The sequence below is a fragment of the Micromonospora sonneratiae genome, from assembly GCF_042679305.1.
GTDB classification, from domain to species: Bacteria; Actinomycetota; Actinomycetes; order Mycobacteriales; family Micromonosporaceae; genus Micromonospora_H; species Micromonospora_H sonneratiae.
The window spans coordinates 19,885-43,859 of the sequence record NZ_JBHTMP010000045.1; the positions used below are offsets into that span (position 1 = coordinate 19,885).

The 23,975-nt window shown below is 69.7% G+C and carries 22 protein-coding genes and 1 pseudogene; 14 read left to right on the top strand and 9 right to left on the bottom strand.

Going from position 1 to position 23,975, the window contains the following annotated elements; translation table 11 throughout:
- Nucleotides 1-60: 60 nt before the first annotated feature.
- Entirely contained in the window at nt 61-3,408 is a 3,348-nt protein-coding gene (gene hrpA, locus ACFQ4H_RS24620) for an ATP-dependent RNA helicase HrpA (RefSeq protein ID WP_377574718.1), read from the bottom strand.
- Nucleotides 3,409-3,468: 60 nt separating this feature from the next.
- A pseudogene (locus tag ACFQ4H_RS24625) lies at nt 3,469-4,242 on the bottom strand (DEAD/DEAH box helicase); the annotation flags it as partial.
- Nucleotides 4,243-4,389: 147 nt separating this feature from the next.
- Here ACFQ4H_RS24625 and ACFQ4H_RS24630 point away from each other — a divergent pair.
- The 4 genes from ACFQ4H_RS24630 to ACFQ4H_RS24645 all read left to right on the top strand — a co-directional run bounded on the left by ACFQ4H_RS24630 (nt 4,390) and on the right by ACFQ4H_RS24645 (nt 7,764).
- Nucleotides 4,390-4,968 (top strand): MauE/DoxX family redox-associated membrane protein, encoded by a 579-nt coding sequence (locus ACFQ4H_RS24630; RefSeq protein ID WP_377574633.1) that lies wholly within the window; start codon nt 4,390-4,392, stop codon nt 4,966-4,968.
- A 9-nt stretch (nt 4,969-4,977) separates the two neighbouring features.
- Complete coding sequence (locus tag ACFQ4H_RS24635) at nt 4,978-5,514, top strand: TlpA family protein disulfide reductase (protein ID WP_377574636.1); 537 nt, start codon at nt 4,978-4,980, stop codon at nt 5,512-5,514.
- Nucleotides 5,515-5,518: 4 nt separating this feature from the next.
- Complete coding sequence (locus ACFQ4H_RS24640; protein ID WP_377574639.1) at nt 5,519-7,393, top strand: ABC transporter ATP-binding protein; 1,875 nt, start codon at nt 5,519-5,521, stop codon at nt 7,391-7,393.
- 152 nt (nt 7,394-7,545) lie between these two features.
- Nucleotides 7,546-7,764, top strand: a complete 219-nt coding sequence (locus ACFQ4H_RS24645; RefSeq protein WP_377574641.1) for a hypothetical protein — start codon at nt 7,546-7,548, stop codon at nt 7,762-7,764.
- 158 nt (nt 7,765-7,922) lie between these two features.
- Here the strand turns inward: ACFQ4H_RS24645 and ACFQ4H_RS24650 are convergent, their stop codons facing one another.
- On the bottom strand, nt 7,923-8,483 hold the full coding sequence (locus tag ACFQ4H_RS24650; protein WP_377574644.1) for a histidine phosphatase family protein: 561 nt from the start codon (nt 8,481-8,483) through the stop codon (nt 7,923-7,925).
- 39 nt (nt 8,484-8,522) lie between these two features.
- Complete coding sequence (locus tag ACFQ4H_RS24655; protein ID WP_377574647.1) at nt 8,523-8,900, bottom strand: VOC family protein; 378 nt, start codon at nt 8,898-8,900, stop codon at nt 8,523-8,525.
- Nucleotides 8,901-9,073: 173 nt separating this feature from the next.
- Between ACFQ4H_RS24655 and ACFQ4H_RS24660 the strand changes: the two genes are divergently transcribed.
- The 8 genes from ACFQ4H_RS24660 (at nt 9,074) to ACFQ4H_RS24695 (ending at nt 17,186) form a co-directional block, all read left to right on the top strand.
- A complete protein-coding gene (locus ACFQ4H_RS24660) occupies nt 9,074-10,120 on the top strand; it encodes a FecCD family ABC transporter permease (RefSeq protein WP_377574649.1) in 1,047 nt (348 codons plus the stop codon).
- Nucleotides 10,117-11,184: a FecCD family ABC transporter permease gene (locus ACFQ4H_RS24665; protein ID WP_377574652.1), complete on the top strand. Its 1,068-nt coding sequence runs from the start codon at nt 10,117-10,119 to the stop codon at nt 11,182-11,184. Before ACFQ4H_RS24660 ends, ACFQ4H_RS24665 begins: the two co-directional genes overlap by 4 nt.
- A gap of 75 nt (nt 11,185-11,259) precedes the next feature.
- Complete coding sequence (locus ACFQ4H_RS24670) at nt 11,260-12,111, top strand: ABC transporter ATP-binding protein (RefSeq protein WP_377574655.1); 852 nt, start codon at nt 11,260-11,262, stop codon at nt 12,109-12,111.
- Nucleotides 12,057-13,001: an ABC transporter substrate-binding protein gene (locus ACFQ4H_RS24675; protein WP_377574658.1), complete on the top strand. Its 945-nt coding sequence runs from the start codon at nt 12,057-12,059 to the stop codon at nt 12,999-13,001. Before ACFQ4H_RS24670 ends, ACFQ4H_RS24675 begins: the two co-directional genes overlap by 55 nt.
- Nucleotides 13,002-13,137: 136 nt before the next feature.
- Nucleotides 13,138-14,427: a sensor histidine kinase gene (locus ACFQ4H_RS24680; RefSeq protein ID WP_377574721.1), complete on the top strand. Its 1,290-nt coding sequence runs from the start codon at nt 13,138-13,140 to the stop codon at nt 14,425-14,427.
- Nucleotides 14,424-15,107, top strand: a complete 684-nt coding sequence (locus ACFQ4H_RS24685) for a response regulator (RefSeq protein ID WP_377574660.1) — start codon at nt 14,424-14,426, stop codon at nt 15,105-15,107. Before ACFQ4H_RS24680 ends, ACFQ4H_RS24685 begins: the two co-directional genes overlap by 4 nt.
- An 82-nt stretch (nt 15,108-15,189) precedes the next feature.
- The gene (locus tag ACFQ4H_RS24690; RefSeq protein ID WP_377574663.1) at nt 15,190-16,083 is read left to right on the top strand and encodes an ABC transporter ATP-binding protein; all 894 of its coding nucleotides are present in this window, start codon (nt 15,190-15,192) and stop codon (nt 16,081-16,083) included.
- Nucleotides 16,080-17,186, top strand: coding sequence for an ABC transporter permease (locus ACFQ4H_RS24695; RefSeq protein WP_377574666.1), 1,107 nt, complete (start codon nt 16,080-16,082; stop codon nt 17,184-17,186). Before ACFQ4H_RS24690 ends, ACFQ4H_RS24695 begins: the two co-directional genes overlap by 4 nt.
- Before the next feature lie 99 nt (nt 17,187-17,285).
- Here the strand turns inward: ACFQ4H_RS24695 and ACFQ4H_RS24700 are convergent, their stop codons facing one another.
- Nucleotides 17,286-17,954 (bottom strand): hypothetical protein, encoded by a 669-nt coding sequence (locus ACFQ4H_RS24700; RefSeq protein ID WP_377574669.1) that lies wholly within the window; start codon nt 17,952-17,954, stop codon nt 17,286-17,288.
- Nucleotides 17,955-17,995: 41 nt separating this feature from the next.
- Nucleotides 17,996-18,691 carry a TetR/AcrR family transcriptional regulator gene (locus tag ACFQ4H_RS24705; RefSeq protein WP_377574671.1) on the bottom strand — a complete coding sequence of 232 codons (696 nt, stop codon included), beginning with the start codon at nt 18,689-18,691 and terminating at the stop codon, nt 17,996-17,998.
- A 76-nt stretch (nt 18,692-18,767) separates the two neighbouring features.
- On the opposite strand from ACFQ4H_RS24705, the gene ACFQ4H_RS24710 reads away from it, so the two are divergent.
- Complete coding sequence (locus ACFQ4H_RS24710) at nt 18,768-19,175, top strand: RidA family protein (protein ID WP_377574674.1); 408 nt, start codon at nt 18,768-18,770, stop codon at nt 19,173-19,175.
- Nucleotides 19,176-19,302: 127 nt separating this feature from the next.
- Here the strand turns inward: ACFQ4H_RS24710 and ACFQ4H_RS24715 are convergent, their stop codons facing one another.
- The 3 genes from ACFQ4H_RS24715 to trmB all read right to left on the bottom strand — a co-directional run bounded on the left by ACFQ4H_RS24715 (nt 19,303) and on the right by trmB (nt 23,289).
- On the bottom strand, nt 19,303-19,692 hold the full coding sequence (locus ACFQ4H_RS24715) for a VOC family protein (protein WP_377574676.1): 390 nt from the start codon (nt 19,690-19,692) through the stop codon (nt 19,303-19,305).
- A 155-nt stretch (nt 19,693-19,847) separates the two neighbouring features.
- Nucleotides 19,848-22,352 carry a DEAD/DEAH box helicase gene (locus tag ACFQ4H_RS24720; RefSeq protein WP_377574679.1) on the bottom strand — a complete coding sequence of 835 codons (2,505 nt, stop codon included), beginning with the start codon at nt 22,350-22,352 and terminating at the stop codon, nt 19,848-19,850.
- A 250-nt stretch (nt 22,353-22,602) separates the two neighbouring features.
- A complete protein-coding gene (gene trmB, locus ACFQ4H_RS24725; protein ID WP_377574724.1) occupies nt 22,603-23,289 on the bottom strand; it encodes a tRNA (guanosine(46)-N7)-methyltransferase TrmB in 687 nt (228 codons plus the stop codon).
- A gap of 79 nt (nt 23,290-23,368) precedes the next feature.
- Here trmB and ACFQ4H_RS24730 point away from each other — a divergent pair, with 79 nt between their 5' ends.
- Complete coding sequence (locus ACFQ4H_RS24730; RefSeq protein WP_377574682.1) at nt 23,369-23,971, top strand: hypothetical protein; 603 nt, start codon at nt 23,369-23,371, stop codon at nt 23,969-23,971.
- Nucleotides 23,972-23,975 lie beyond the last annotated feature (4 nt).

Genomic DNA, 23,975 nt, shown 5'->3' on the forward strand with positions numbered 1-23,975 from the left:
CTGTCCGATAAAGGTAGACAGGGTAGACGTTAGTGTTGAATTGGAAGTATTGCCCTTCGGCTATCGCCCTTCGGCCAGGTCCATCGCCCGGTAGATCCGTTGCTCCGAGACCGGATACGGGGTGCCGAGTGCCTGGGCGAAGACGTTAACCCGCAGTTCCTCGATCATCCACCGGATCTGCCGTACGGCGGCGTCGCCGCGACGGGACTGGGGGAGCGCGGCCAGCATCTCCTGGTATTCCTTCTGCACCTGCTCGATCCGGGACTGCTGCTCCCGATCCCGCTGCGGATTCTGCGGCAACCTGTCCAGCCGGCCTTCGATGGCGGCCAGGTAGCGGGGCACGTCGGCCAGCCGGGCCCAGCCGGTCTCGGTGACGAAGCCCCGGTGCACCAGCCCGGTGAGCTGCGCCCGGATGTCCGCCAGCGCCGCCACCATGGTCAGGCTGTTGGTCCGCCCCAACCGCTGCTCGACGGCGTACGCGGCCGACAGCACCCGTCGTACCCGGTCGACCACCTCGACCACCGTGTCCACCAGGTCGGCGCGTACCCGGTCCCGCAGGGCGGCGAATCCCTCCGCGTCCCAGGCCGGGCCACCCGCGTCGGCCACCAGCTTGTCGATCGCCGCACCAGCGGCGTCGTCGAGCAGATCGACGACGCTCCGATGAGGATTACGACTCAGCGCCAGCTTCGCCTCGTTGGAGAGCCGGCCCTGGAGGAACTTCGCCGGTGAGGCGACCGTGAGCCGGAGCAGTCGACGGGTACCCGCCCACATCGCGGCCTGCTGCTCGGCCTCGGTCTCGAAGGCCCGGACCCCGACGCTGTCCCCCTCATCCACCAGCGCGGGATAGGCGGTGACCAGGTAACCGGCCCGGTTCTGCTCCACCGAGCGGGCCAGGGTGCCGATGCTCCACTCCCGCAGCCCGGTGCGCTGCACGTCCGGTGCGGCGGCGGCCACGACCTGCCGTACCTCTGCCTTGAGCTGCTTCTGGAGCGCGGCCAGGTCCTTGCCCTCGGCGACCGGCTGCTGCTCGTCGTTGACCACCCGGAAGTTGACCCGCAGATGGGCGGGCAGCCGGTCGAGATCCCAGGCGTCCCGGGGTACGGTCACGCCGGTCATCCGGCGCAACTGCCGGGCGAGGGCGTCGAGCAGCGGTTCCTGACCCGGCTGGATCGCCGCCAGCGCCGCCCGGGCGAAGTCTGGCACCGGGACGAAGTTGCGGCGTACGGCCTTCGGCAGCGACCTGATCAGCGCGATGACCAACTCCTCGCGCAGCCCCGGCACCTGCCAGTCGAAGCTCTCGGCCGGTACCTGGTTGAGCAGCGGCAGTGGGATGTCGACGGTCACCCCGTCGGTGACGGTGCCCGGCTCGAACCGGTAGGTCAACGGCAGGGCGATGCCCTCGGAGTGCCAGGAGTTGGGGTAGTCGGCCGCGTCGACCGCGCCCCTACCCTGATTGATCAGCATGTCCCGGTCGAAGGTGAGCAGGTCGGGCTGCTGGCGGCGGGCCTTCTTCCACCAGGTGTCGAAGTGCCGTCCGGAGACCACGTCGGCGGGGACCCGCTGGTCGTAGAACTCGAACAGGGTCTCGTCGTCGACCAGGATGTCCCGGCGTCGGGCCCGGTTCTCCAACTCGCCGACCTCGTCCAGCAGGGCCCGGTTGTCGTGGAAGAAGCTGTGGTGCGTCTGCCAGTCGCCCTCGACCAGTGCGTGCCGTATGAACAACTCACGGGAGAGCGCCGGATCGATCCGACCGAAGTTGACCTTGCGGCCGGTGACCAGCGGGATGCCGTACAGGGTGACCCGCTCGTACGCCAGCACCGCGCCCTGCTTCTTCTCCCAGTGCGGCTCGCTGTAGCTGCGCTTGACCAGATGTCCGGCGAGGGCCTCGACCCACTCCGGTTCCACCCGGGCAGCGACCCGGCCCCACAGCCGGGAGGTCTCCACCAGTTCGGCGGCCATCACCCAACGCGGTGGCTTCTTGAACAGGGCAGAACCGGGGAAGAGGGCGAACCGGGCGCCACGGGCACCGAGATACTCGTGCTTCTGTGCGTCCTTCAGGCCGACGTGGGACAGCAGCCCGGCCAGCAGCGACTGGTGGATCCGCTGGGTGTCGATCTCGCCATCGCCATCGGCCTGGTCCGCCTCCAGCCGCTTGGCTCTGCTCTCACCCCGCGGTGCACGGTCCGCCCGCCCCCGTTGCGGTCCGTCGTCGAGGGTGCGCAGCACCTGGCGGAGTTGGCTGAAGACGTCCTGCCACTCGCGTACCCGCAGGTAGTTGAGGTACTCGGCCTTACACATCCGGCGGAACGCGCTGGAGGAGAGGCTCTTCTGCTGCTCCTGCAGATAGCGCCAGAGGTTGAGCAGCGCGGCGAAGTCCGACTCCTTGTCGGTGAAGCGCGCGTGGGCCTGGTCGGCCTGCGCCTGCCGGTCCGCCGGACGCTCGCGCGGATCCTGGATCGACAGGGCGGCGGCGATCACCGCCACGTCGGTGGCGCAGCCGTTGCGCTCGCCCTCCAGGACCATCCTGGCCAGCCTCGGGTCGACCGGCAGCTGCGCCAACCTGCGTCCCAGCGGGGTCAGCGTTCGAGCCGCGTCGCCGGTGGCCGGCTCCAACGCGCCCAGCTCGTGCAGCAGGTTCACCCCGTCGGCGATGTTGCGCCGGTCCGGCGGGTCGATGAACGGGAACGCGGCGATGTCACCCAGCCCGATCGCGGTCATCTGGAGGATGACCGAGGCGAGGTTGGTACGCAGGATCTCGGGATCGGTGAACTCGGGCCGGGACAGGAAGTCCTGCTCGTCGTAGAGGCGGATGCAGATGCCGTCCGAGGTACGCCCGCAGCGGCCCTTACGTTGGTTGGCCGACGCCTGGGAGACCGGCTCGATCGGCAGCCGCTGCACCTTCAACCGGTGGCTGTACCGGGAGATCCGGGCGGTGCCCGGGTCGACGACGTACTTGATGCCGGGCACGGTCAGGGAGGTCTCGGCGACGTTGGTGGCCAGCACCACCCGGCGGGCGGTGTGTGCCTGGAAGACCCGGTGCTGCTCGGCGGTGGAGAGCCGGGCGTACAGCGGGAGGATCTCGGTGCCGCGCAGCGCGGGCCTGGCCTGGACCAGTTTGCCGAGCGCGTCGGCGGTGTCCCGGATCTCCCGTTCCCCGCTGAGGAAGACCAGGATGTCACCCGGCCCCTCGGCGGCCAGTTCCTCGACCGCGTCGCTGATCGCCTGCACCTGATCGCGGACGATGTCCCCGTCGTCCGACTCGCCCTCCTCGCCCTCGACGTCGAGCACGAGCGGCCGGTAGCGGACCTCCACCGGGTACGTCCGCCCGGACACCTCGATGACCGGTGCGTTCCCGCCGGCGAAGGCCCATGCTTCCCCGCTGACGGCGACGGATGCGTCCCCGTCGATGGTGGCCGGTGCGTCTCCGTCGACCTGGCTGCTCGGTGTCCCACCGCTGTGCTGGCTGTTCGGTGTTCCACCGCTGTCCTGGCTACTCGGTGTTCCACCGAAGTGCCGGGAGAAGCGCTGCGGGTCGATGGTGGCCGAGGTGATGATCACCTTGAGGTCGGGCCGGCGGGGGAGCAGCTGCTTCAGGTAACCGAGGATGAAGTCGATGTTGAGGCTGCGCTCGTGGGCCTCGTCGATGATCAGCGTGTCGTACTGGCGCAGCATCCGGTCCTGCTGAAGCTCGGCCAGCAGGATGCCGTCGGTCATCAGCTTGACCAGCGTACGGTCGCTGACCTGGTCGGTGAAGCGCACCTTGTAGCCGACGACGTCACCCAGTTCGGTGCCCAGCTCCTCGGCGATGCGGTTGGCCACCGTACGGGCAGCCAACCGGCGAGGTTGGGTGTGCCCGATCAGCCCCTGTACGCCCCGGCCCAGCTCCAGGCAGATCTTGGGAAGCTGGGTCGTCTTACCGGAGCCGGTCTCACCCGCGACGATCACCACCTGGTGGTCGCGGATCGCGGCCAGGAGTTCGTCCTTCTTCTCACTGACCGGCAGCCCCGCCGGGTAGGTGATCACCGGTACACCGGCCCGACGAACAGCCAGCCGCTCCTGCGCGGCGGTCAGCTCCGCGTCGATCTCGACTAGGGCCGACTCGCGCCGCTGCGGGTCGCGGATCTTGCGGATGCCGTCGAGTCGGCGCTGGATTCGGCGCTGGTCACGGAACGTCAGCTCGGCTAGCCGGGAGCGAACGTCGGCAAGGTCGGTACGGGCACTGGAGGCGGGCGGCGTCTGCATGTCGTGGCAAGGATAGGCACAACCGATCTCCAGCTGCCTCCGAGTTACCGCGTCGACCCGGCCGACCGTACCGGTTCAGTCACCCAGGTGCCCGGAGCAGTGGATCGTGGGTAGCGCGTACATATAGATGTTCTCTAACCTGATCAAGTGACGTACGTGGTTGTAGTCGCCCGTTGTCTGCTGCTTGTCGTGTTCCTCGTATCGGCCTTCAGCAAGCTGCGCGGTCGGGAACGGTTCACCGAGTTCGTCAGCTCGGTGCGGGCCTTCGGCATCCTGCCGGCCGGTGCCGTCCGCCCGGTGGCGGCCCTGGTGGTGCTGGCGGAGGCGGCCATCGTGGTGCTGGTGGCGGTTCCGGTCACGGCGGTGGCCGGCTTCGGCTTGGCGGTGGGACTCCTGCTGGTGCTGACCGGTGCCCTGGCCGTCGTGGTGCGCCAGCGCCAGCGGGTGACCTGCCGCTGCTTCGGCCCGGGATCGGCGCCGGTGAGCCGTCGTCACCTGGTCCGCAACGGTTTGTTGATCGTGATCGCGCTGGTGGGTGCGGCCGGTGCGCTGCTGGCCCCCGCCGGTGCGCTCCACCCAGCGGGTACGACCTTGGCGATCATCGGTGGCGCGACCGCGGCGCTGCTGGTCGTTCACTTCGACGACATCGTCGATCTCTTCGACTTCCGGTCCGGCGGGCCAGACCGGCCCGTCAGGTCCGTGGGTCACAAGCCGAGTTCGCGTTAGGAGCGGAACATGTCGTACGTGTTGGTAGCGATGGTCATCGTCGGCCTCATCGGTCTGTTCAACCTGTTACTGACGTTCGGGGTGATCCGCAGGCTACGGGAGCACACCGAGCAGCTGTCCGAGTTGCGCCACGGCTCCGACATCATCCTGCGGGCCGGTGCGACGGTCGGCGAGTTCGTGGCCGACACCACCGACGGTACGCAGGTCTCCCTGGATTTGCTGACCGGCCGTACGGTCGTCTCCTTCTTCTCCCCGCACTGCGCCCCCTGCAAGGAGCGGATGCCGGAGTTCATCCGGTACGCGGGCACCGTGCCGGGCGGCCGGGCGCAGGTACTGGCGGTGGTGGTGGGCACGCCGGAGGACGCCGCCGAATCGGTCGCCGCGCTCACGCCGGTGGCCCGGGTCGTCGTGGAGCCCGACGGGGGCGCGGTCTCCCGCGCGTTCGCGATCAACGGCTTCCCCGCACTCTGCCTGGTGGACGAGGGCGGCACGGTGCTGGCCAGCGGTTCCACCCTGGACGACCTGCCGTCGACCGTTGCCGTCTGAACAGGTGACCGTGGACGACAGCGGGCCGGTCAGCGCCCGGCCCGGGCGTCGCGAACTGCTGGTCGCGGCAGCCATGGCGGCCCGCCTGACCTGGCGGGCCGCGCCCCTGGCCACCATCGCGTACGGACTGGTCGCACTGACCACGGCCGGGGTCCCGGTGGCGACCGCCTGGCTGTTGAAGCTGGTCATCGACCGGCTCACCGCCGACGACGCCGGAGCGGGGGTGGCCGGTCCAGCCGTGCTGATGGCGCTGGCCGGGGTGGCGATGGCGATGCTGCCCCAGCTCGGCAACTATCTGCGAGCGGAGATCGATCGGGCCGTCGCGCTGGCCGCCGAGGACAGGTTGTACGGGGCGGTGGAGCGGTTCGTCGGGCTGGCCAACTTCGAGGATCCGGTCTTCCTGGATCGGCTGCGGCTGGCCCAGCAGGGGGCCGCGACACCCGCGCAGGTGGTGGAGGCCGGCTTCGGCCTGCTGCGGGGCGCGGCCACGCTCGTCGGCTTCATCGGCTCGCTGAGCCTGCTGAATCCGATGATCACGGTGTTGGTGCTGCTCACCGCCGTACCCGTGCTGGCTGCCGAGTTGGCGCTGGCCCGGCGGCGGGCCGGGGTGCTGTGGCAGATCGGACCGGCCGAACGCCGGGAGATGTTCTACCGGGGCCTGTTGGACAGCGTCCACGCGGCCAAGGAGATCAGGCTGTTCGGTGTGGGGGGATTCCTGCGCGGCCGGATGCTGGCCGAGCGCCGTACCGCCAACCGTGCCCGGCGGCGGGTCGACCGGCGGGTGCTGGTGGTCCAGGGGGGCCTGGCGGTGCTCGGAGCGGCGGTGTCGGGTGCCGCGCTGATCTGGGCCATCCACGCCGCCCGGTCGGGTCAACTCAGCATCGGTGACGTGTCGATGGTGATCGCCGCCGTCGCCGGGGTGCAGAGCGGGGTCAACGCCCTGATCAACTCGGTGGCGCAGGCGCACGAGCAGTTGCTGCTGTTCAACCACTATGTGGCGGTGGTCGACGCCGCGCCGGACCTTCCGGTGCCGGCCCGGCCGGTCGAGTTGCCGGTGCTCAGTGAGGGGATCGAGTTCCGCGACGTGTGGTTCCGCTACGGAGACGAGCATCCCTGGGTGTTGCGCGGGCTCGACCTGCGCATCCCGGCGGGGGTGGCGACCGGCATGGTGGGGCTCAACGGTGCCGGCAAGAGCACCATCGTGAAGCTGCTGTGCCGCTTCTACGACCCGACCCGGGGCTCGATCACCTGGGATGGCGTCGACCTCCGTACGGTGGACGCCGCCCAGCTGCGCCAGCGCATCGGTGCGGTCTTCCAGGACTTCATGGAGTACGACCTCACCGCGCGGGAGAACATCGCCCTGGGCGACCTGTCGGTGCTCGACGACCCGGAACGCCTGCACACCGCCGCGCGCCGGGCCGGGGTCCACGACCTGCTCAGCTCGCTGCCGCGCGGCTACGACACCCTGCTGACCCGACTGTTCTTCGGGGAGTCGGACCAGGGCAACCCGGAAACCGGGATCCGTCTGTCGGGGGGCCAGTGGCAGCGGCTGGCGCTGGCCCGGGCCTTCCTGCGGGACCGGGGCGACCTGATGATCCTCGACGAGCCCAGTGCGGGACTGGACGCGGAGGCCGAGCACGAACTGCACACCCGGCTGCGCCAGCATCGGGCTGGCCGTACCAGTGTGCTCGTCTCGCACCGGCTCGGTTCGTTGCGGGACGCGGACCAGATCGTGGTGGTCGTCGACGGGGTCGTGGCCGAGCAGGGTACGCACGCGGTGCTGCTGGCGGCCGAGGGGGAGTACGCCCGCCTGTTCCGTCTCCAGGCCTCCGGCTACCAACCCGAGGGGGAACTGGTGCTCGAACCGGGGCGAGGGTGAGACGGGTCGGTGGTCGATCCGGCGGGGAGCCCGGAGCCGGACCCGAACAATGATCAAGATTCGATAACTATGAATTGATCGCGTGTTACGAAGGTTAATAGATCGTTTAGCGTGGATGGATCGTTGGCACTCTCTTGGAGTGGAGGAAGGCCATGTTTCGACTTGTCGGAGCACTCAGTGACCGGGTGCTGGGGGCGATCGTCCCGAAGGTGACGGCGGCGGCCGCCACCTGTAGCCCCAACTCGTTCTGGTGGGGCTCCTACTGCTACTGCTCGGGTGAGCGGCCCTACTACACGCGGTGCGTGTGCAACTCGACCGGCAACAGCTACACCTGCACCTGCACCTACCGGTCCGGTATCGGTACCTGCTGATATCGGCCCCGATCGAATCGTCGCCGGCGGTGATCGCGGCCAGAAACATGGCCGTGGTCACCGCCGGTGGTCGATGCGGACGTCCGCCGCGACGGTCGGTGCCGCGTCGGGATCAGCGCCGACGGCCGACTCCGCCCGATGCTCGGTGCCGTGCCCGGTCAGCGCCGACGGCCGACTCTGCCCGACGGTAGGACGTACCGCCAGCCCTCCTGCCAGGTGAACGGCGCACCGACCAGCTCCGCCAGGGGCACACCGTCGAGCAGATGGTCGAACGCCCACCGGTTGGCCGTGTGGGCGACCACCAGCACCCGCCTGCCGTCCCAGGCGGCAGCCAGATCACGCAGGAACCCCCGGGTCTGGTCGACCACCTGGCGGTAGCTCTGCCCACCGGGGAAGGGGCGGTCTATGTGCCGTGGGCGAAGGGCGGCCAGCTCGGTGACCGCGATGCCGTTGAGATCTCCGTAGTTGCACTCGCGCAACCGGGTGTCCTGATGGATGGGGAGACCCCGCCGGGGAAAGGCGATGTCCACGGTCTCCACCGCCTGGGCGAGATCGGAACAGAACACCCCGGTCAGGCCGTCGTCCCGGTGCCGCTGGCCGAGTTGCCGGGCACACTCCCGGCCGTACGCGGAGAGGACCGCCGGCCGCCACCCGGTGGCCCGTCCAGCCTCGTCGTCCGTGGTGACCGAAGAGGTCTCGTACACGATGTCGACCGCCACCCCGACAGCTTGCCCTGCCGACGGCCGGCCCGCTGTCGGTTACTCGCGGACCAGGCAGAACGGGTGCCCCGCCGGATCGGCGTAGACCCGCCATCCCCGGGTGTCGTCCCCCGATTCGAGCAGCGTGGCGCCGATGGCCAGCACCTCCCGTTGGGCCGCATCGAGATCCGGCACCCCGAGGTCGAGGTGGAACTGCTGCGGGTGGGCCGGGTCGGGCCAGCGGGGTGGCCGATGGTCGGTCACCCGCTGGAAGGCCAGCACCAGACCGGAGCCGGTGTGCAGGGTCGCCCAGCTGTCGTCGACGGTCCACCGCCGATCGGGCTGGTTGACCGTGCCGCCGAGCAGGGACCGGTAGAACTCCGCCAGCTCGGTGACGTCAGGGCAATCCAGCACCACGCACTGCACGTTACCGATCATGGCTGTCCCTTCGTGAGGCGCGTCCACGATATCCCTCGATCGGCATCCGGTGGGCGGGATCGTCGGCCGATCGTCGGCTGATCGGCGGCCGTGAGTTCCGTCATCCCCGGTTAACCAGTGCGCTGACCAGGCCGTAAGGTTAGCCGAACCTAATCCGAGGGGTACGAGATCAAGTGACCACCGTTGCGGCCCGGCCGGTCGGCCTGAAGACCCGGCCGACTCGGCGTGGCACCCGGCGGGTGGCGGTCGCCGTCGGCGCGCTGCTCCTGCTCGGGCTGGCCGTACTGGCCAGTTTCGCGCTCGGTAGCAAGCCACTGGCCCCGACCCAGGTCTGGCACGCCCTGGTGGCGCCGGATGGTGGCGAGGCCACCACCATCGTGCGGGAGCTGCGGATGCCCCGTACGATACTCGCCCTCATCGTCGGGGCCTCCCTCGCCGTTGCCGGGGTCCTGCTCCAGGCACTGACCCGCAACCCGCTGGCCGAACCCCGGATCATGGGCATCAGCGCCGGTGCCTCGTTCGGCGTGGTGGTCGCCATCGCCTCCTTCGGTGTCAGCAGCCTGGCCGGGTACGTCTGGTTCGGTATCGCCGGCGCGCTGCTGGCCGGACTGCTCGTCTTCGGCATCGCCAACCGCACCCGCGACGGAGCCAGTCCGGTCACCCTGGCGCTGGTCGGTGCCGCCCTGGACGCCAGCTTCGGCGCGGTGGTGGTCGGCCTGCTCAGCATCGACGCCCGCACCTTCGAGGAGTACCGGTTCTGGGTGGTCGGCGGGGTGGCCGGACGGGACACCTCGGTCGCCGCCCAGGTCGTACCCTTCGCGCTGGTCGGCCTGCTGCTGGCCGCCGTGGCCGCCAGAGGGCTGGACGCCCTCGCGCTCGGTGACGACGTCGCCCGGGGCCTCGGCCACCGGGTCGGGTTGGTACGCCTCAGCGGCGGAGCCGCGGCCGTACTGCTCATCGGTGCCGGCGTCGCGGCGGCCGGGCCGATCGCCTTCGTCGGGCTGGCCGTGCCACACCTGGCCCGGGGCCTGGTCGGTGCCGACCACCGGTGGACCCTGGGCGTCTCCGCGCTGCTCGGCCCGGTGCTGCTGCTCACCGCCGACGTCATCGGGCGGCTGATCGCGCCACCCGGAGAGATCCCCGCCGGCATCGTCACCGCCCTGGTCGGTGCTCCGCTGCTGGTGTTCCTGGTACGTCGGGCCCGGGTGGTGACCGCATGACCGAGACCCGTGACCGTCACCCCGACACGTCCGGACGGCCGGCGAACCGCGCCCTGGTCCGCCTCGGCGGGGCCAGCCTGCTCATCCGACGCCGCTCGGTGTTCGTGGCGGTCGGGTTGACGATCGTGCTGGCCGCCGCCCTGGTGCTGAGCCTCTCCCTCGGGACCCCGTACGTGGCACCGGTCGACGTGTTGCGTTCACTCTCCGGTGCCGGTACTCCGTACGACCTGGTCGTGCTCGACCTGCGGTTGCCCCGCAGCGTGCTGGCCGTGGTGGCCGGGGCCGCCTTCGGGGTCGCCGGGACCCTGATCCAGAGCGTCGCCCGCAACCCGCTGGCCAGTCCCGACGTCATCGGTATCACCCAGGGTGCCGGACTGGCCGCCACCATCGCGCTGACCACGGGGGCGGCTGCCGCCCTGGTCGCGCCGGCCGCACTGGCCGGTGGGCTGCTGGCAGCGGCGGCGCTGCTGCTGTTGGGCTCCCGGCAGGGGCTGGCCGCACAACGGTTCGTCCTGGCCGGCGTCGCCGTGGCGATCGCACTGCGGGCGTTGACCGAGGTCGTGATGCTTTCCGCCGATCCGATCGACGGAATGCGGGCACAGGTCTGGCTGATCGGCACGCTGGCCGGCAAGGGCTGGACCGAGGCGGCGTACATCGCGGTCACGCTGGCGGTGCTGCTACCCGTGCTGCTCTGGGCCGGCTGGGCACTGAACAGCAGCGCGCTCGACGACGACACGGCCCGGGGGATCGGTCTGCGCCCCACCGCCCGGCGGATCGGCCTGGCCACCACCGGTGTGCTGGCGGCTGCCTCGGTCACCGCCCAGGTGGGCGCGGTGGACTTCGTGGCCCTGGTGGCGCCACAGGTCGCCCGGCGGCTGGTCCGGGCGGAACGTCCGCCGATGTTCTGCGCCGCGCTGGTCGGGGCGGTGCTGGTCGTCCTCGCCGACCTCGCCGGACGGCGGCTGTTCGCCCCCACCCAACTGCCCGCCGGGGTACTCACCGCGGCCATCGGCGGCCCGTACCTGCTCTTCCTGTTGGTACGGGGCCGACGGAAGGCCACCTGATGACCTCGCCGGCTGGGAAGGCGCACATCGGCCGGACCTCCCACACCCCTGCGTCCTTCGCTGGAGGAACCCGTGATGCTCTCCACGCGTGAACTCGTCGTCGGCTACGACGACCGGGTGGTCATCGACGGACTCGACGTCGAACTGCCGCCGGACGCGTTCACCGTCATCGTCGGGCCGAACGCCTGCGGCAAGTCCACCCTGCTGCGCACGATGGCCCGGCTGCTCACCCCCAACCGGGGGACGGTGCTGCTGGACGGTACGGCGATCCGGGACCTGCCGACCCGGGAGGTGGCCCGGCGTCTGGGCGTACTGCCGCAGAGCCCGCTGGTCCCCGAAGGGGTCACCGTCGCCGACCTCGTCGGCCGGGGCCGGCAGCCGTACCAGCGGTGGTGGCGGCAGTGGTCGACCCAGGACGGGGAGGCGGTGGCCGAGGCGATGAACCTGGCCGACGTGGCCGCGCTCGCCGACCGGCCGGTGGACGCCCTCTCCGGCGGCCAGCGGCAGCGGGTCTGGATCGCGATGACTCTCGCCCAGGACACCGATGCGCTGCTGCTCGACGAGCCCACCACGTTCCTCGACCTGGCCCACCAGGTGGAGATCCTGGACCTGTTGCACCGGCTCCGGGTCGAACGTGGTCGTACCGTCGTCGCGGTTCTGCACGACCTCAACCAGGCAGCCCGCTACGCCGACCACCTGATCGCCATGCGCGACGGTGCCGTGGTCGCCGCCGGTGCGCCCCGCGAGATCCTCACCGCGGAGCTGGTCCGCGAAGTCTTCGGGCTCGACTGTGTGGTCGTGCCCTGCCCGGTGACCGGGGCACCGATGGTCGTCCCCGCCCTCACCACACCATCCCTGATGAAAGGAACATCATGCGCCGTCTCGTCACCGCCCTCGCTGCGGTCGTCGCGGTCGGTGTCGGCCTGACCGGATGCGCCGAGAGCGATCCCGTCCCCGGGGCCGACGCGGCGGAGACCCATTCGATCACCCACGCCATGGGCACCACCCCGGTGCCGGTCAGCCCCAAGCGGGTCGTGGTGCTCGACACCGACAAGATCGACACTGCGCTGTCGTTGGGCGTCGTGCCGGTGGGCGCGGCTCGTGCCGGCGAGGCCAAGGGCTGGCCGACCTACTTCGGAGACCAGCTCACCCCGATCAAGGAGGTCGGTGTCCTCACCGAGCCCGACCTGGAGGCGATCTCCGCGCTGAAGCCGGACCTGATCCTGGGCAGCAAGTTCCGCCAGGAGAAGTTCTACGACGAGCTGTCCAAGATCGCGCCGACGGTCTTCACGGAGAAGGTCGGTATCACCTGGAAGGAGAACTTCCTCCTCGACGGTAAGGCGCTGGGCAAGGAGCAGCAGGCCCGTGACCTGCTGGACGCGTACGAGAAGCGGGCCAAGGACCTGGGCACGAAGATCGGCGACCCGGGGGCGAAGAAGATCTCCATCGTCCGGTTCATGCCGGCCGAGATCCGGGTGTACGGGCCGGACTCGTTCTCCGGCATCGTGGTCGGTGACGTCGGCCTCGGCCGTCCGGAGCGCCAACTGCTGGCCAACAAGGAAGACAAGCGGATGGACAAGGTCAGCCCCGAGCGGATCTCGGAGGTCGACGGCGACATCATCTTCGTGGCCGCGTACGGCGAGAAGGCCGCCGCCGAGCAGGCCAAGGTCACCGGCGGCACCCTGTGGAAGGGCCTGTCCGCGGTCAAGGCCGGCAAGTCGCACGTGGTGCCCGACGAGATCTGGATGACCGGTATCGGCGTCACCGCCGCCGGGAAGATCCTCGACGACCTGGAGAAGTACGTAACCGCAGCGTGACCCGGACTCCCGGAAGCCATTGGGGTCCTCAAGATTACGGAACGAGTGGTCGTCCCATCCCCGGGACGACCACTCGTTCCGTGTTGGTGACCCGGTGCCCGATGGGAGATCGTTGGTGGGTGCCCTCGTCGGAGGAGTGGAGTTGGACAGCAGCCAGCAGTGGAGTCGGCCGATGCCGACGCGGGAACAGCAGCGCATCGACATCGTCGTCGGAACGGCGGTCGCCGCGGTGGCGCTGCTGCACCTCACCCTGACCGCCAGCGCCGGCAGGTTCATCCTCGGTCCGCCGCCGTCCTGGCCGGAGCAGCTCTTCTGGTCGGTGGCGGTGACGCTGCCCCTGGCCTGGCGTCGCCGGTGGCCCGAGGCCACCGCCGTGATCATCGCGGTGGCGTTCATCGGTGGTCAGGTCCGCGCCGCACCGGAGGTGCAACTGGCGTCGGGTGCGATCTGCGCTGCCATCTACACGCTCGTCGGCTGGGGGCGGAACCACCGGCTGGCCCGCCGGATCGGGGTAACCGTCATCGCCGCGATGTTCGCCTGGATCGGCGTCGCCTACTGGAATACGGTGGCCGACCTTCCGGAGGATGCGTTCGTCGAGGCTGCCGGACCGGTGCCGCCACTGCTGGCCGCGATCTTCAGCACCGTACTGACCAATGCCCTGATCTTCGGATTCGCCTACTTCTTCGGGGAGACCGCCTGGGTCGCTGCCCGGCGGGAACACCTGCTTCAGGTGCAGGCGGAACAGCTGCGCCGGTCCCAGGCGGAAGCGGGCGAGCGGGCGGTGCTGGGCGAGCGGGTACGCATCGCCCGGGAACTGCACGACGTCGTCGCCCACCACGTGTCGGTGGTCGGGATCCAGGCTGCCGCCACCCGCCGGGTCATGGACAAGGACCCGGCCCGGGCCCGTACCGCGCTCTCCGCGATCGAGCAGAGCGCCCGTACCGCCATCGACGAACTGCGTCGGATGCTCAACCTGCTGCGCCAGCCCACCGCGACCGGCGACAGTACGGAGGCACCCGCCACCGTTGGCGTCGAACGGGTCGACGACCTGCTGGCCAACGTCCGGGACGCGGGGCTGACCACCTCCTACGGCGTGTACGGCGACCCGGTGCCGCTGCCCGAGTCGCTGTCCCAGGCGGCGTACCGGATCACGCAGGAGGCGATCACGAACACCCTCAAACACGCCGGGGCTACCATGATCGACGTGCGGATCCGCTACCTGGCCAACGAGTTGGAGATCGACGTGCTTGACGACGGCCGAGGGAGTGGAGGTGGGCCGAACAGCGGCGCCGGTGGACTGGGCCTGATCGGCATGCGGGAGCGGGTCGCTGCCCACGACGGGCACCTGGAGGCCGGTCCACGCGGTGGCGGTGGGTTCCGGGTACGGGCCCGTTTCCCGCTGGCCCGGGTGGGAGCGGAGGCATGACCGACACGACCTTCGGCCCGGACCGGCCGATCCGGGTCCTGCTGGCCGACGACCACCATCTCGTCCGTACCGGATTCCGGGTCATCCTGGAGACGGAGGACGACATCGAGGTGGTGGGTGAGGCGGTCGACGGCGAACAGGCCGTTGCGCTGGTGGCCCGCACCCACCCCGACGTCGTACTGATGGACGTGGAGATGCCCAGGCTCGATGGTCTGGCGGCGACACGGCAGATCGCTGCGGCGAAGTCCGGCCCGGCGGTGCTGATCCTGACGACGTTCGACCGGGACGACTATCTCTTCGCCGCCCTCCAGGCCGGGGCCAGTGGTTTCCTGCTCAAGAACGGCACCCCGGAGGACCTGATCGACGCGGTACGGGTGCTGGCCAGCGGTGACGCACTGCTGGCACCGGCGATCACCCGCCGGGTGATCGCCACGTTCGCCCGACCGGAGGCGGTGCCGAGGAACGACGCGCGGTTGGCGGAGTTGACCCCACGGGAGCGGGAGGTGCTGGTGCTGCTGGCCGGCGGTGCCACCAATGCCGAGATCGCCACCCAGCTGTACCTGGGCGAGACGACGGTGAAGACCCACGTCAGCCGGGTACTGGCCAAGCTGGGGCTGCGTGACCGTACGCAGGCGGTGGTGTTCGCGTACGAACACGGCGTCGTTACCCCTGGCGGATGACCTGGGTCCGCCGCGCGGCGGACCCAGTTGATCAATCGTCGGCCGGACGCCGTGGGACCGGGTGAGACCTAGCCTTGACGCCATGACAGAGGTGCTCCGGGTCGAATCGATCAACCGCAGTTTCGGGGACAGACAGGTACTCAGGGATGTCTCGTTCGATGTGACCGCCGGCCGGATGACCGGCTTCGTCGGCGGCAACGGGGCCGGCAAGACCACCACCATGCGGATCATCCTGGGTGTGCTGGCCCCCGACTCCGGTGAGGTGCGCTGGCAGGGTGCCCCGCTCACGAGACAGCGCCGGCAGCGTTTCGGCTACATGCCGGAGGAGCGTGGCCTCTACCCGAAGATGTCCGCCCGCGAGCAGTTGGTCTATTTTGGTCGGCTACACGGGTTGAGCCGGGAGGCCGCGCAGCGCAACACCGCCGACCTGCTCGACCGGATGGGCATTGCCGAACGCGCGAACGACCAGTTGGAGACGCTGTCGCTCGGTAACCAGCAGCGGGTGCAGATCGCTGCCGCGTTGGTGCACGACCCGGACGTACTCGTACTGGACGAGCCGTTCTCGGGCCTCGACCCTCTGGCCGTGGACACCGTCCTGACCGTGCTGCGCGAGCGCACCGCCCGGGGCGTACCGGTGTTGTTCTCCAGCCACCAGCTCGACGTGGTGGAACGGCTCTGCGACGACCTGGTGATCATCTCCGACGGCGTGATCCGGGCCGCCGGCAGCCGGGAGGGGCTGCGCTCGGCGTACGCCCTGCCCCGGTACGAGCTGCGGGTCGACGGCGACGCCGGTTGGCTGCGCGACCAGCCCGGGGTGACCCTGGTCGACCTGGACGGTGCCCACGCCGTCTTCGACCTCGCAACCGGTGCGGATGACCAACAGGTTCTCCGTGCGGCCCTGGCCCGTGGTCCGGTGCGGGCCTTCGGCCCGGTCGCCCCCTCCCTTGTCGAGATCTTCCGAGAGGTGAACCAGTGAACTCCTTCGCCGCCATTCGCCTGGTGACCGTCCGGGAGATCCGGGTCAAGCTCCGGGACAAGAGCTTCCTTTACAGTACGGTGTTCTTCCTGCTCTTCGCCGCTGTCGGCACCATCCTGCCGTCGCTGGTGGACGGCGGTCCGTCCACAGTGGCTGTCTCCGAATCGGTCGCCGGTACGTTGGCCGGCACCGACCTGGAGGTGCGTACGGTTGCCGACGACCAGACCGCCGAGCAACTCGTCCGCGACGGCGAGGTGGATGCGGCGGTGGTCAGCGGCCCGAAGGTGCTGGCCATGGACGAGGCCCCCAGTGACGTGGTGGGTGCGCTGAGCGTCGCGCCGCCGGTCAAACTGCTCGACCCGGACGCGGTGGACCCGATGGTCGCCTTCCTGGTGCCGTTCGTGTTCGCGTTCGTCTTCCTCTTCGTCTCCATGACCTTCGGGGTGCAGATCGCCCAGAGCGTCACCGAGGAGAAGCAGACCAGGGTCGTGGAGATCCTGGTGGCGAGCATCCCGGTCCGGGCCCTGCTGGCCGGCAAACTGCTGGCCGGTGGCCTGCTGGCGATGGGGCAGGTAGCCCTGACCGCAGTGGTGGCGCTGGTCGGAATGCGGTTCGCGGACAGCGGCGGTAGTCTTCTGTCTATCCTGGCTCCGGCCATCGGCTGGTTCCTGCCGTTCTTCGTCGCCGGGTTCGTCATGTTGGCGGCGCTGTGGGCCGCCGTCGGTGCCCTGGTGAACCGGCAGGAGGACATCGGGGGCGCCTCGATGCCGCTGCAGATCGTCGTCATGCTGCCGTTCTTCGCGGTGATCGCCCTGCACGACAACCCGTTCGCGATGACGGTCATGTCGTACGTGCCGTTCACCGCGCCCACCGCGATGCCGCTACGGATGTTCACCGGGGACGCGGCCGGTTGGGAGCCGATCCTGTCCCTCGTCCTGCTGATCGTCACCGCAGTCGGCATCCTGCTGGCCGGGACCCGGCTGTACGAGGGTTCGCTGATGCGTACCAACGGCAAGGTTTCGTTGGGCGTGGCGTGGCGGGACCGCGAGATGCGGCGGGTGAACCAGGGCAGCGGCGACCGGGTCGGCGTGACGAGTCGCTGAGCTTCTGCCGGACGTCCGAGCTGTTGCAGCAAGTCGATGGGGGCCACCTCCAACCGGAGGTGGCCCCCATCGACTGTGCGGGTGTGTTGTCGGGAAAGGTCAGGCGGCGGTCGACCAGATGGCGGCGAAGGCAGCCGCTTCACCGGCCAGCCACTGCTCGACCTGGGCACCCTTGACGCCGGGAGCCGGGCGGTGTGCCACGCCGCGACGCAGGTCGACCAACACCGGCTCGGCGTGCGGGAGCACCTGGTCCATGTGCCGGCCCATCAGGTGCAGGGTGGCCAGGACGGTCTCCTCGCTCGGGGCCGCCTCGTCGAAGTAGAGGCGTACCGCCTCGGCGCGACCGTCGTCGTAGCGCAGCCCGAGGTGGGGGTTGATCTTCACGGGGAGGCCGCCGAGCAGGCCGAGCGCGTCGCGGGTCTGGGCGAGCTGGACCTTGGCCGGATCGCCGAGTGACTCCAGGTAGCGGGTCGCGCCGGGGGTCAGCGCCGAGTAGAGCGCCCGCCACCTGGGCTTGACGACGTTGACGACCGCGGCCAGGTTGGTGCCGCCGGTGTGGAACGCGATGTCGGTCTTGAGCGCCTTGACGAACTGACCGTGCGGATTGAAGCCCGAGCGGGAGGCTCGCTGCTTGCGCAGGCCGCCGACGAAACTGGCCTTGGCCGGGCCGGTGCGGTCGACGTAACGGGTGAAGCCGAGCAGTGTGGCGTAGGGCAGCGGGGCGGCAGCGGCGGGGGAGGTTGGGGCGGCGGAGGTGGTCGCGGTCACGGCTGTCCTCCCAGTTCAGGAGCCGGATTAGTACATACATTCTAATCGACTGGCACCGCTTCGCCCAGCCCAAAGGGGACGTTGCGGGCTGCGGTTTTCGCCGAAGATGGAGCGCTATCCGCCGGGCGGCGCAGCTGCTGCCAGCCGTTCTCGACCGATGTGTGGCACCTGTCGGGCTGGTCGCCCATGCCGACGAACAGTGCCGTCAGCATGGGGGCACCGTGGTCGAGTGTCTGGCGGGGCAGCGGGCCGTTGGCGACCAGGGAGACCAGCCCGTGGCCGATGGCCCAACTCTGGATCGCCAGGTCCAGCGGGTCGGTCTCGGCGCGGAAGCGCCCGGTGTCCCGGGCGCGTCGGGCGGCCTGGACCAGGTACTCCAGGGTGGCGTCGGCTGCCCTGAGGTCCTCGAGGTCGAAGCTCGCGTCGAACATGACCCGGTACAGGTCGGGGTGGTCCAGCGCGTTGCCGAGGTAGGAGGCGACCAGCGCGGTCAGGTCCCGGACCGGGTCCTCGGAGGCGGCCACCGTCGCGAACCTGGCCGCCAGGCGGGTGAAGCCCTCCTGGCGTAGGGCCTTCCACATGCCGTCCATGCCACCGAAGTAGGTGTAGACGGCCATCGTCGACACGCCGGTCCCGGCCACCAGCGAGCGCAGGGTGACCGGCTCGCGGGTGCGGAGCATGTGTGCGGCACGTTCGATGAGCAGGGTGCGGATCGCGGGATCCTTCGTCCTCGCCATGCCACCACATTACATAGCATAGCTTTGCTATAGTTTCGGGGCCCGGAACTCATGGGCACTCAGGTAAGGAGTCAGCATGGCCATTACTCTCGTGAACCCCGAAGGACTGCCGAAGGTCGACATCTACCGGCAGGTGTCGGTCGCCACCGGATCGAAGCTGGTCTTCCTCGCCGGTCAGGTCGCCGTCGACGCCGCCGGGGCCACGGTCGGTGTGGGCGACCTCGCCGCCCAGGTCGAGCAGTGCTACCTCAACGTCGCCACCGCCCTGGCCGCGGTCGGCGCGTCCTTCGGGGACGTGGCAAAGCTGACCGCCTACGTCGTCGACTGGACTCCCGACAAGATGCCGCTGCTGATGGAGGGGATCACCCGGGCAGCCGCGAAGCTGGGAGTCACCCCGGTCCCGCCGTTCACCGGGCTGGGCGTCAGCGCGCTCGCCGGCCCCGATCTCCTGGTGGAGGTCGAGGCCACCGCGGTCATCGACTGAACGTAGGGCGACGAGGTGGCCCGGACCCGCACAGCAGCTGCCATTCGAGGCCTCGGGTCCGGGCCGGTCCCCCGTGGTGCACCTACCCCGCCGGGTGTCTCGGTACCTCGTCGATCCGGTGCCGGCGTCAGCCGGTGAGGGCGACGACTCCGGCAAAGGTCCAGCGGTTTCCTTCCGGATCCTCCGCCGTGAACAGGCAGTCGCCGAAGATCTCATCATCTTCGACGTGCAGGATCCGGGCACCCGCCGCAGTCGCCCGTTCCACGAGCGAGCTGATCTCCCAGTGGTTGTTGCCGATCGTGAACCTGAGGTGCGCGCCGCCGGGTGGTGCGACACCCTCGGTGTCGGCACCCGCCCGGCCGATTGTGATCCGGATGGTGCCGCGGGCGAGATCGACACGCTGGACGGTGCCGGCCGCATCGGTATGGACCGCCGTCTCGCGAAAGTCGAAGGCCTCGGCGAGAAAGTGTCGAGCGGCTTCGATGTCCCGGTAGCTGATCATAATCACTCCTGGCATCGGGGAATGACAGTCCGGATTCGCCAATGGCTCGACACGACGGTACGGGGACGACGCAACCGTCGTCACCGCCCGGCGAACGCGACGTCGGTACCGTCGTCACCGCCCGGCGACAGCACACCGCAACGTCGGCCGGGCGGGACGGGTTCCGGACGCTAGAGTTGCCCCACCTCGGTGATCCGTAGCACGGCCGCGCCGGCCTCGTCGGAGGCGGCCAGGTCGACCTCCGCGCTGATGCCCCAGTCGTGGTCGCCGTCCGGGTCGTCGAAGATCTGCCGGACCGTCCACCGGTCCCGCTGCTGGTCGATCATCAACAGCGCCGGGCCGCGTGCCGCCGGACCGGTGCCGATCTCGTCGTACGCCTCGAAGTACGGCTCCAGCGCGTCCGCCCACGCGTCGGTGTCCCAACCGGACTCGGCGTCCAGGGTGCCCAACTCGTCATAACGCCGTAGCGCGGCAAGCTCGACCCGACGGAACAGGGCGTTGCGGACCAGCACCCGGAAGGCACGGAGATTCTTGGTCACCGCCGGTGGCCGATCGTCGATCACGACGGTCTCGGGGTCGACGTCGGTCGGGTTGCGCAGCCGTTCCCACTCGTCGATCAGGCTGGAGTCGACCTGGCGGACCAGTTCGCCGAGCCATTCGATGAGGTCGACCAGTTCCTCGGTCTTGGCGTCCTCGGGCACGGTCTGGCGCACCGCCTTGTACGCGTCGGCGAGGTAGCGCAGGACCAGACCCTCCGACCGGGACAGTCCGTAGAAGTTGACGTACTCCACGAAGGTCATCGCCCGCTCGTACATGTCGCGGACCACGGACTTCGGTGAGAGTTGGTAGTCGGCGACCCACGGGTGACCCCGCCGGTACATCTCGTAGGCGGCGTCCAGCAGTTCCGCCAGCGGCTTGGGGTGGGTGACCTCGTCGAGCAGTTCGAGCCGGGCCTCGTACTCGATGCCGTCGGCCTTCATCTGCGCGACCGCCTCGCCGCGGGCCTTGAACTGTTGCGCCGACAGCACCTGCCGAGGATCGTCCAACGTGGACTCGATGATGGAGAGCGCGTCGAGTGGATAGGTCGGCGACTCCCGGTCGAGCAGTTCGATGGCGGCCAGCGCGAACGGCGACAGCGGCTGGTTGAGTGCGAAGTCGAGCTGGAGGTCGACGGTGAGGCGTACCCGCCGGCCGTTCTCGTCCGGCTCGGGCAACTGCTCCACCACGCCGCCGGCCAGCAGCGCCCGGTAGATGGCGATGGCCCGGCGGATGTGCTTCCGCTGCGCCGCCGGCTCCTCGTGGTTCTCGGTGAGCAGGTGCCGCATCGCGGCGAACGCGTCGCCGGGCCGCCCGATCACGTTGAGCAGCATCGCGTGGCTGACCTGGAAGCTCGACGTCAACGGTTCCGGCTCAGCCTCGATCAGGCGCTCGAAGGTGGGCCGGCCCCAGCCGATCGACCCCTCCGGTGGCTTCTTGCGTACGACCTTGCGGCGCTTCTTCGGATCGTCGCCCGCCTTGGCCAGCGCCTTCTCGTTCTCGATGACGTGTTCCGGGGCCTGCACCACCACCGTGCCGATGGTGTCGAACCCGGCCCGCCCGGCCCGCCCGGCGATCTGGTGGAACTCGCGGGCCTTGAGCAGGCGGGTCTTCACCCCGTCGTACTTCGACAGGGCGGTGAAGAGCACGGTCCGGATCGGTACGTTGATGCCGACGCCGAGCGTGTCGGTGCCGCAGATGACCTTCAGTAGTCCGGCCTGGGCCAGCGTCTCCACCAGGCGGCGGTACTTCGGCAACATTCCGGCGTGGTGTACGCCGATACCGTGCCGGACGAGCCGCGACAGGGTACGCCCGAAGCCGGCGGTGAACCGGAAGTTGCCGATCGCCGTGGCGATGGCGTCCTTCTCGGCCCGGCTGCACACGTTGACGCTCATCAGCGCCTGGGCCCGTTCCAGGGCGGCAGCCTGGGTGAAGTGCACGACGTAGACCGGTGCCTGCCGGGTGCTGAGCAGCTCTTCGAGGGTCTCGTGCAGCGGGGTGGTCGCGTACGAGAACATCAACGGCACCGGCCGTTGCGCGGACTTCACTACGGCGGTGGACCGACCGGTACGACGGGTCAGGTCGTCGACGAACCGGGTGACGTCCCCCAGGGTGGCCGACATCAGTACGAACTGCGCCTGGGGCAGCTCGATCAGTGGCACCTGCCAGGCCCAGCCCCGGTCCGGCTCGGCGTAGAAGTGGAACTCGTCCATGACGACCTGCCCGACATCGGCACGGTCACCCTCGCGCAGTGCGATGTTGGCCAGGATCTCGGCGGTGCAGCAGATGATCGGGGCGTCCTCGTTGACGCTGGCGTCGCCGGTGAGCATCCCGACGTTGGCCGGACCGAAGATCTCGCACAGGGCGAAGAACTTCTCGGACACCAGGGCCTTGATCGGCGCGGTGTAGAACGTGGTGCGATCGTCGGCCAGCGCGGCGAAGTGCGCGGCGATGGCCACCAGGCTCTTACCGGAGCCGGTCGGCGTATTCATGATCACGTTGGCGCCCGAGACGATCTCGATCAGCGCCTCGTCCTGATGGGGATAGAGGGTGAGTCCCTGCTCAGCGGCCCAGCCGGTGAACGCGTCGTACAGGGCATCGGGGTCGGCGCTGCGCGGCAGCTGATCAGTGAGCGTCATGGCTGATCCATCGTGCCTGGATGATCGCGTCAGCGCCAATCCGATTCATGATCCTGTTCACCCGTTCCGCCATGATCTGCGTGATCGGGGACCAACTCACGCATGTCGCCAGGGTTTCGTCACTCAGCCCCCGATCAACAGGATCATCAGCGGTCGGGACGAGGCAGGGGCGAGGCGGGCCGGGGGCGAGGCGGGCCGGGGCGGTCGGTCAGCGGCGGCCGGTCGGCGGCGATCCGTCAGCGGTGGTCGGTCAGCGCCGGTGGAAGACCAGGTCGAAGATCGTACGGCCGGCGGCGATGCCGCGCTGCTCGAACTTGGTCACCGGTCGGTGCTCCGGGCGAGGGGCGTATCCCGGGAACGCGTTGACCAGCTCCGAGTCGGCGGTGAGCGTGTCCCGCATCGCCTCGGCGTACTCGGCCCAGTCCGTCGCGCAGTGCAGCGTCCCGCCGGGGACCAGCCGGGACCGTAGCAGCGCGACGTGGGCGGGCTGGATCAGCCGGCGCTTGTGGTGGCGGGCCTTCGGCCAGGGATCGGGAAAGAACGCGTGTACGGCGTCCAGGGAGTCCGCCGCCAGCATGTGCCGGACCAGGGCGAGCGCGTCACCCTGGGCGACCCGGACATTGGTCAGCCCGAGGCGCTCGACGACGGCGAGGAGGTTGGCGATTCCGGGGGTGTGCACCTCAACTGCGAGATAGTCTCGGCCAGGGTCGGCGGATGCCATCGCTGCGGTGGCGTCGCCCATCCCGGAGCCGATCTCCAGGACCACCGGGGCTCGGCGACCGAAGAGGGTGACCAGGTCCAACAGTGCCTCAGGTTCGTCCGGGACGGTCAGTCCGTAGACGGGCCAGAGACGCTCCAGAGCGTCGACGTGCCGCCCGCTGAGACGGCCGCGGCGTGGATGGAAGGTGCGGACCCGGGCGGGATGCCGGGGCGGCACCGTGGCGGTCTGGTCCTGGTGGGTGGAGGTCACAGGGACATGAGCCTACGCGACCGCCAGGGTCGGTCACCTGTGAGCCATGACCCACGAAGAGAAGATCCGGTACGGGCGGCAGGGGCGACACCCCGGCCGGCGGCGCAGGAAGGGGCGGGTGATGTCTTGCCTGAGCCATGGCGCCCGGCTACTGGCCGCAGTCGCCGTAACCGCGTGGGTGTTGCTCGGGGCAGTTCCGGCCCGGGCGGCGGACATCTTCGTCGAGGTCACACCGAGCACTGTCGAGGCCGGGCGGCCGGTCGACATCCGGGCCAGCTGTCGGAGCAACAACCAACCGGCAACCGTGGAGTCGCCCGCGTTCGGATCGGTGACCGTCCAGCCGAGGGCGGGGTTCCTGATCACGACCGCCCGGGTACCGCGCGACACGAATCCCGACGGCTACCGGGTCCGACTCAGTTGTCCGGACGGTGGTACGGCCACCACCCGGCTGATCGTGGTCGCCGGTGACCGACCCCAGCACGGCCCGGCCACCGGCTTCGGGGGTGCGGCCGGCGACGACTTCGGCGGTCTGCTCGTAGCCGGTGGGCTCGGCAGCACGGTGGTCGGGCTGACGATCGGGTTGGTCGTGCTGCGCCGCAGAAACCGACATTCCGCACCTCGGCCGGTGCGTGGCCGGGCCGGCGGTTGACGAA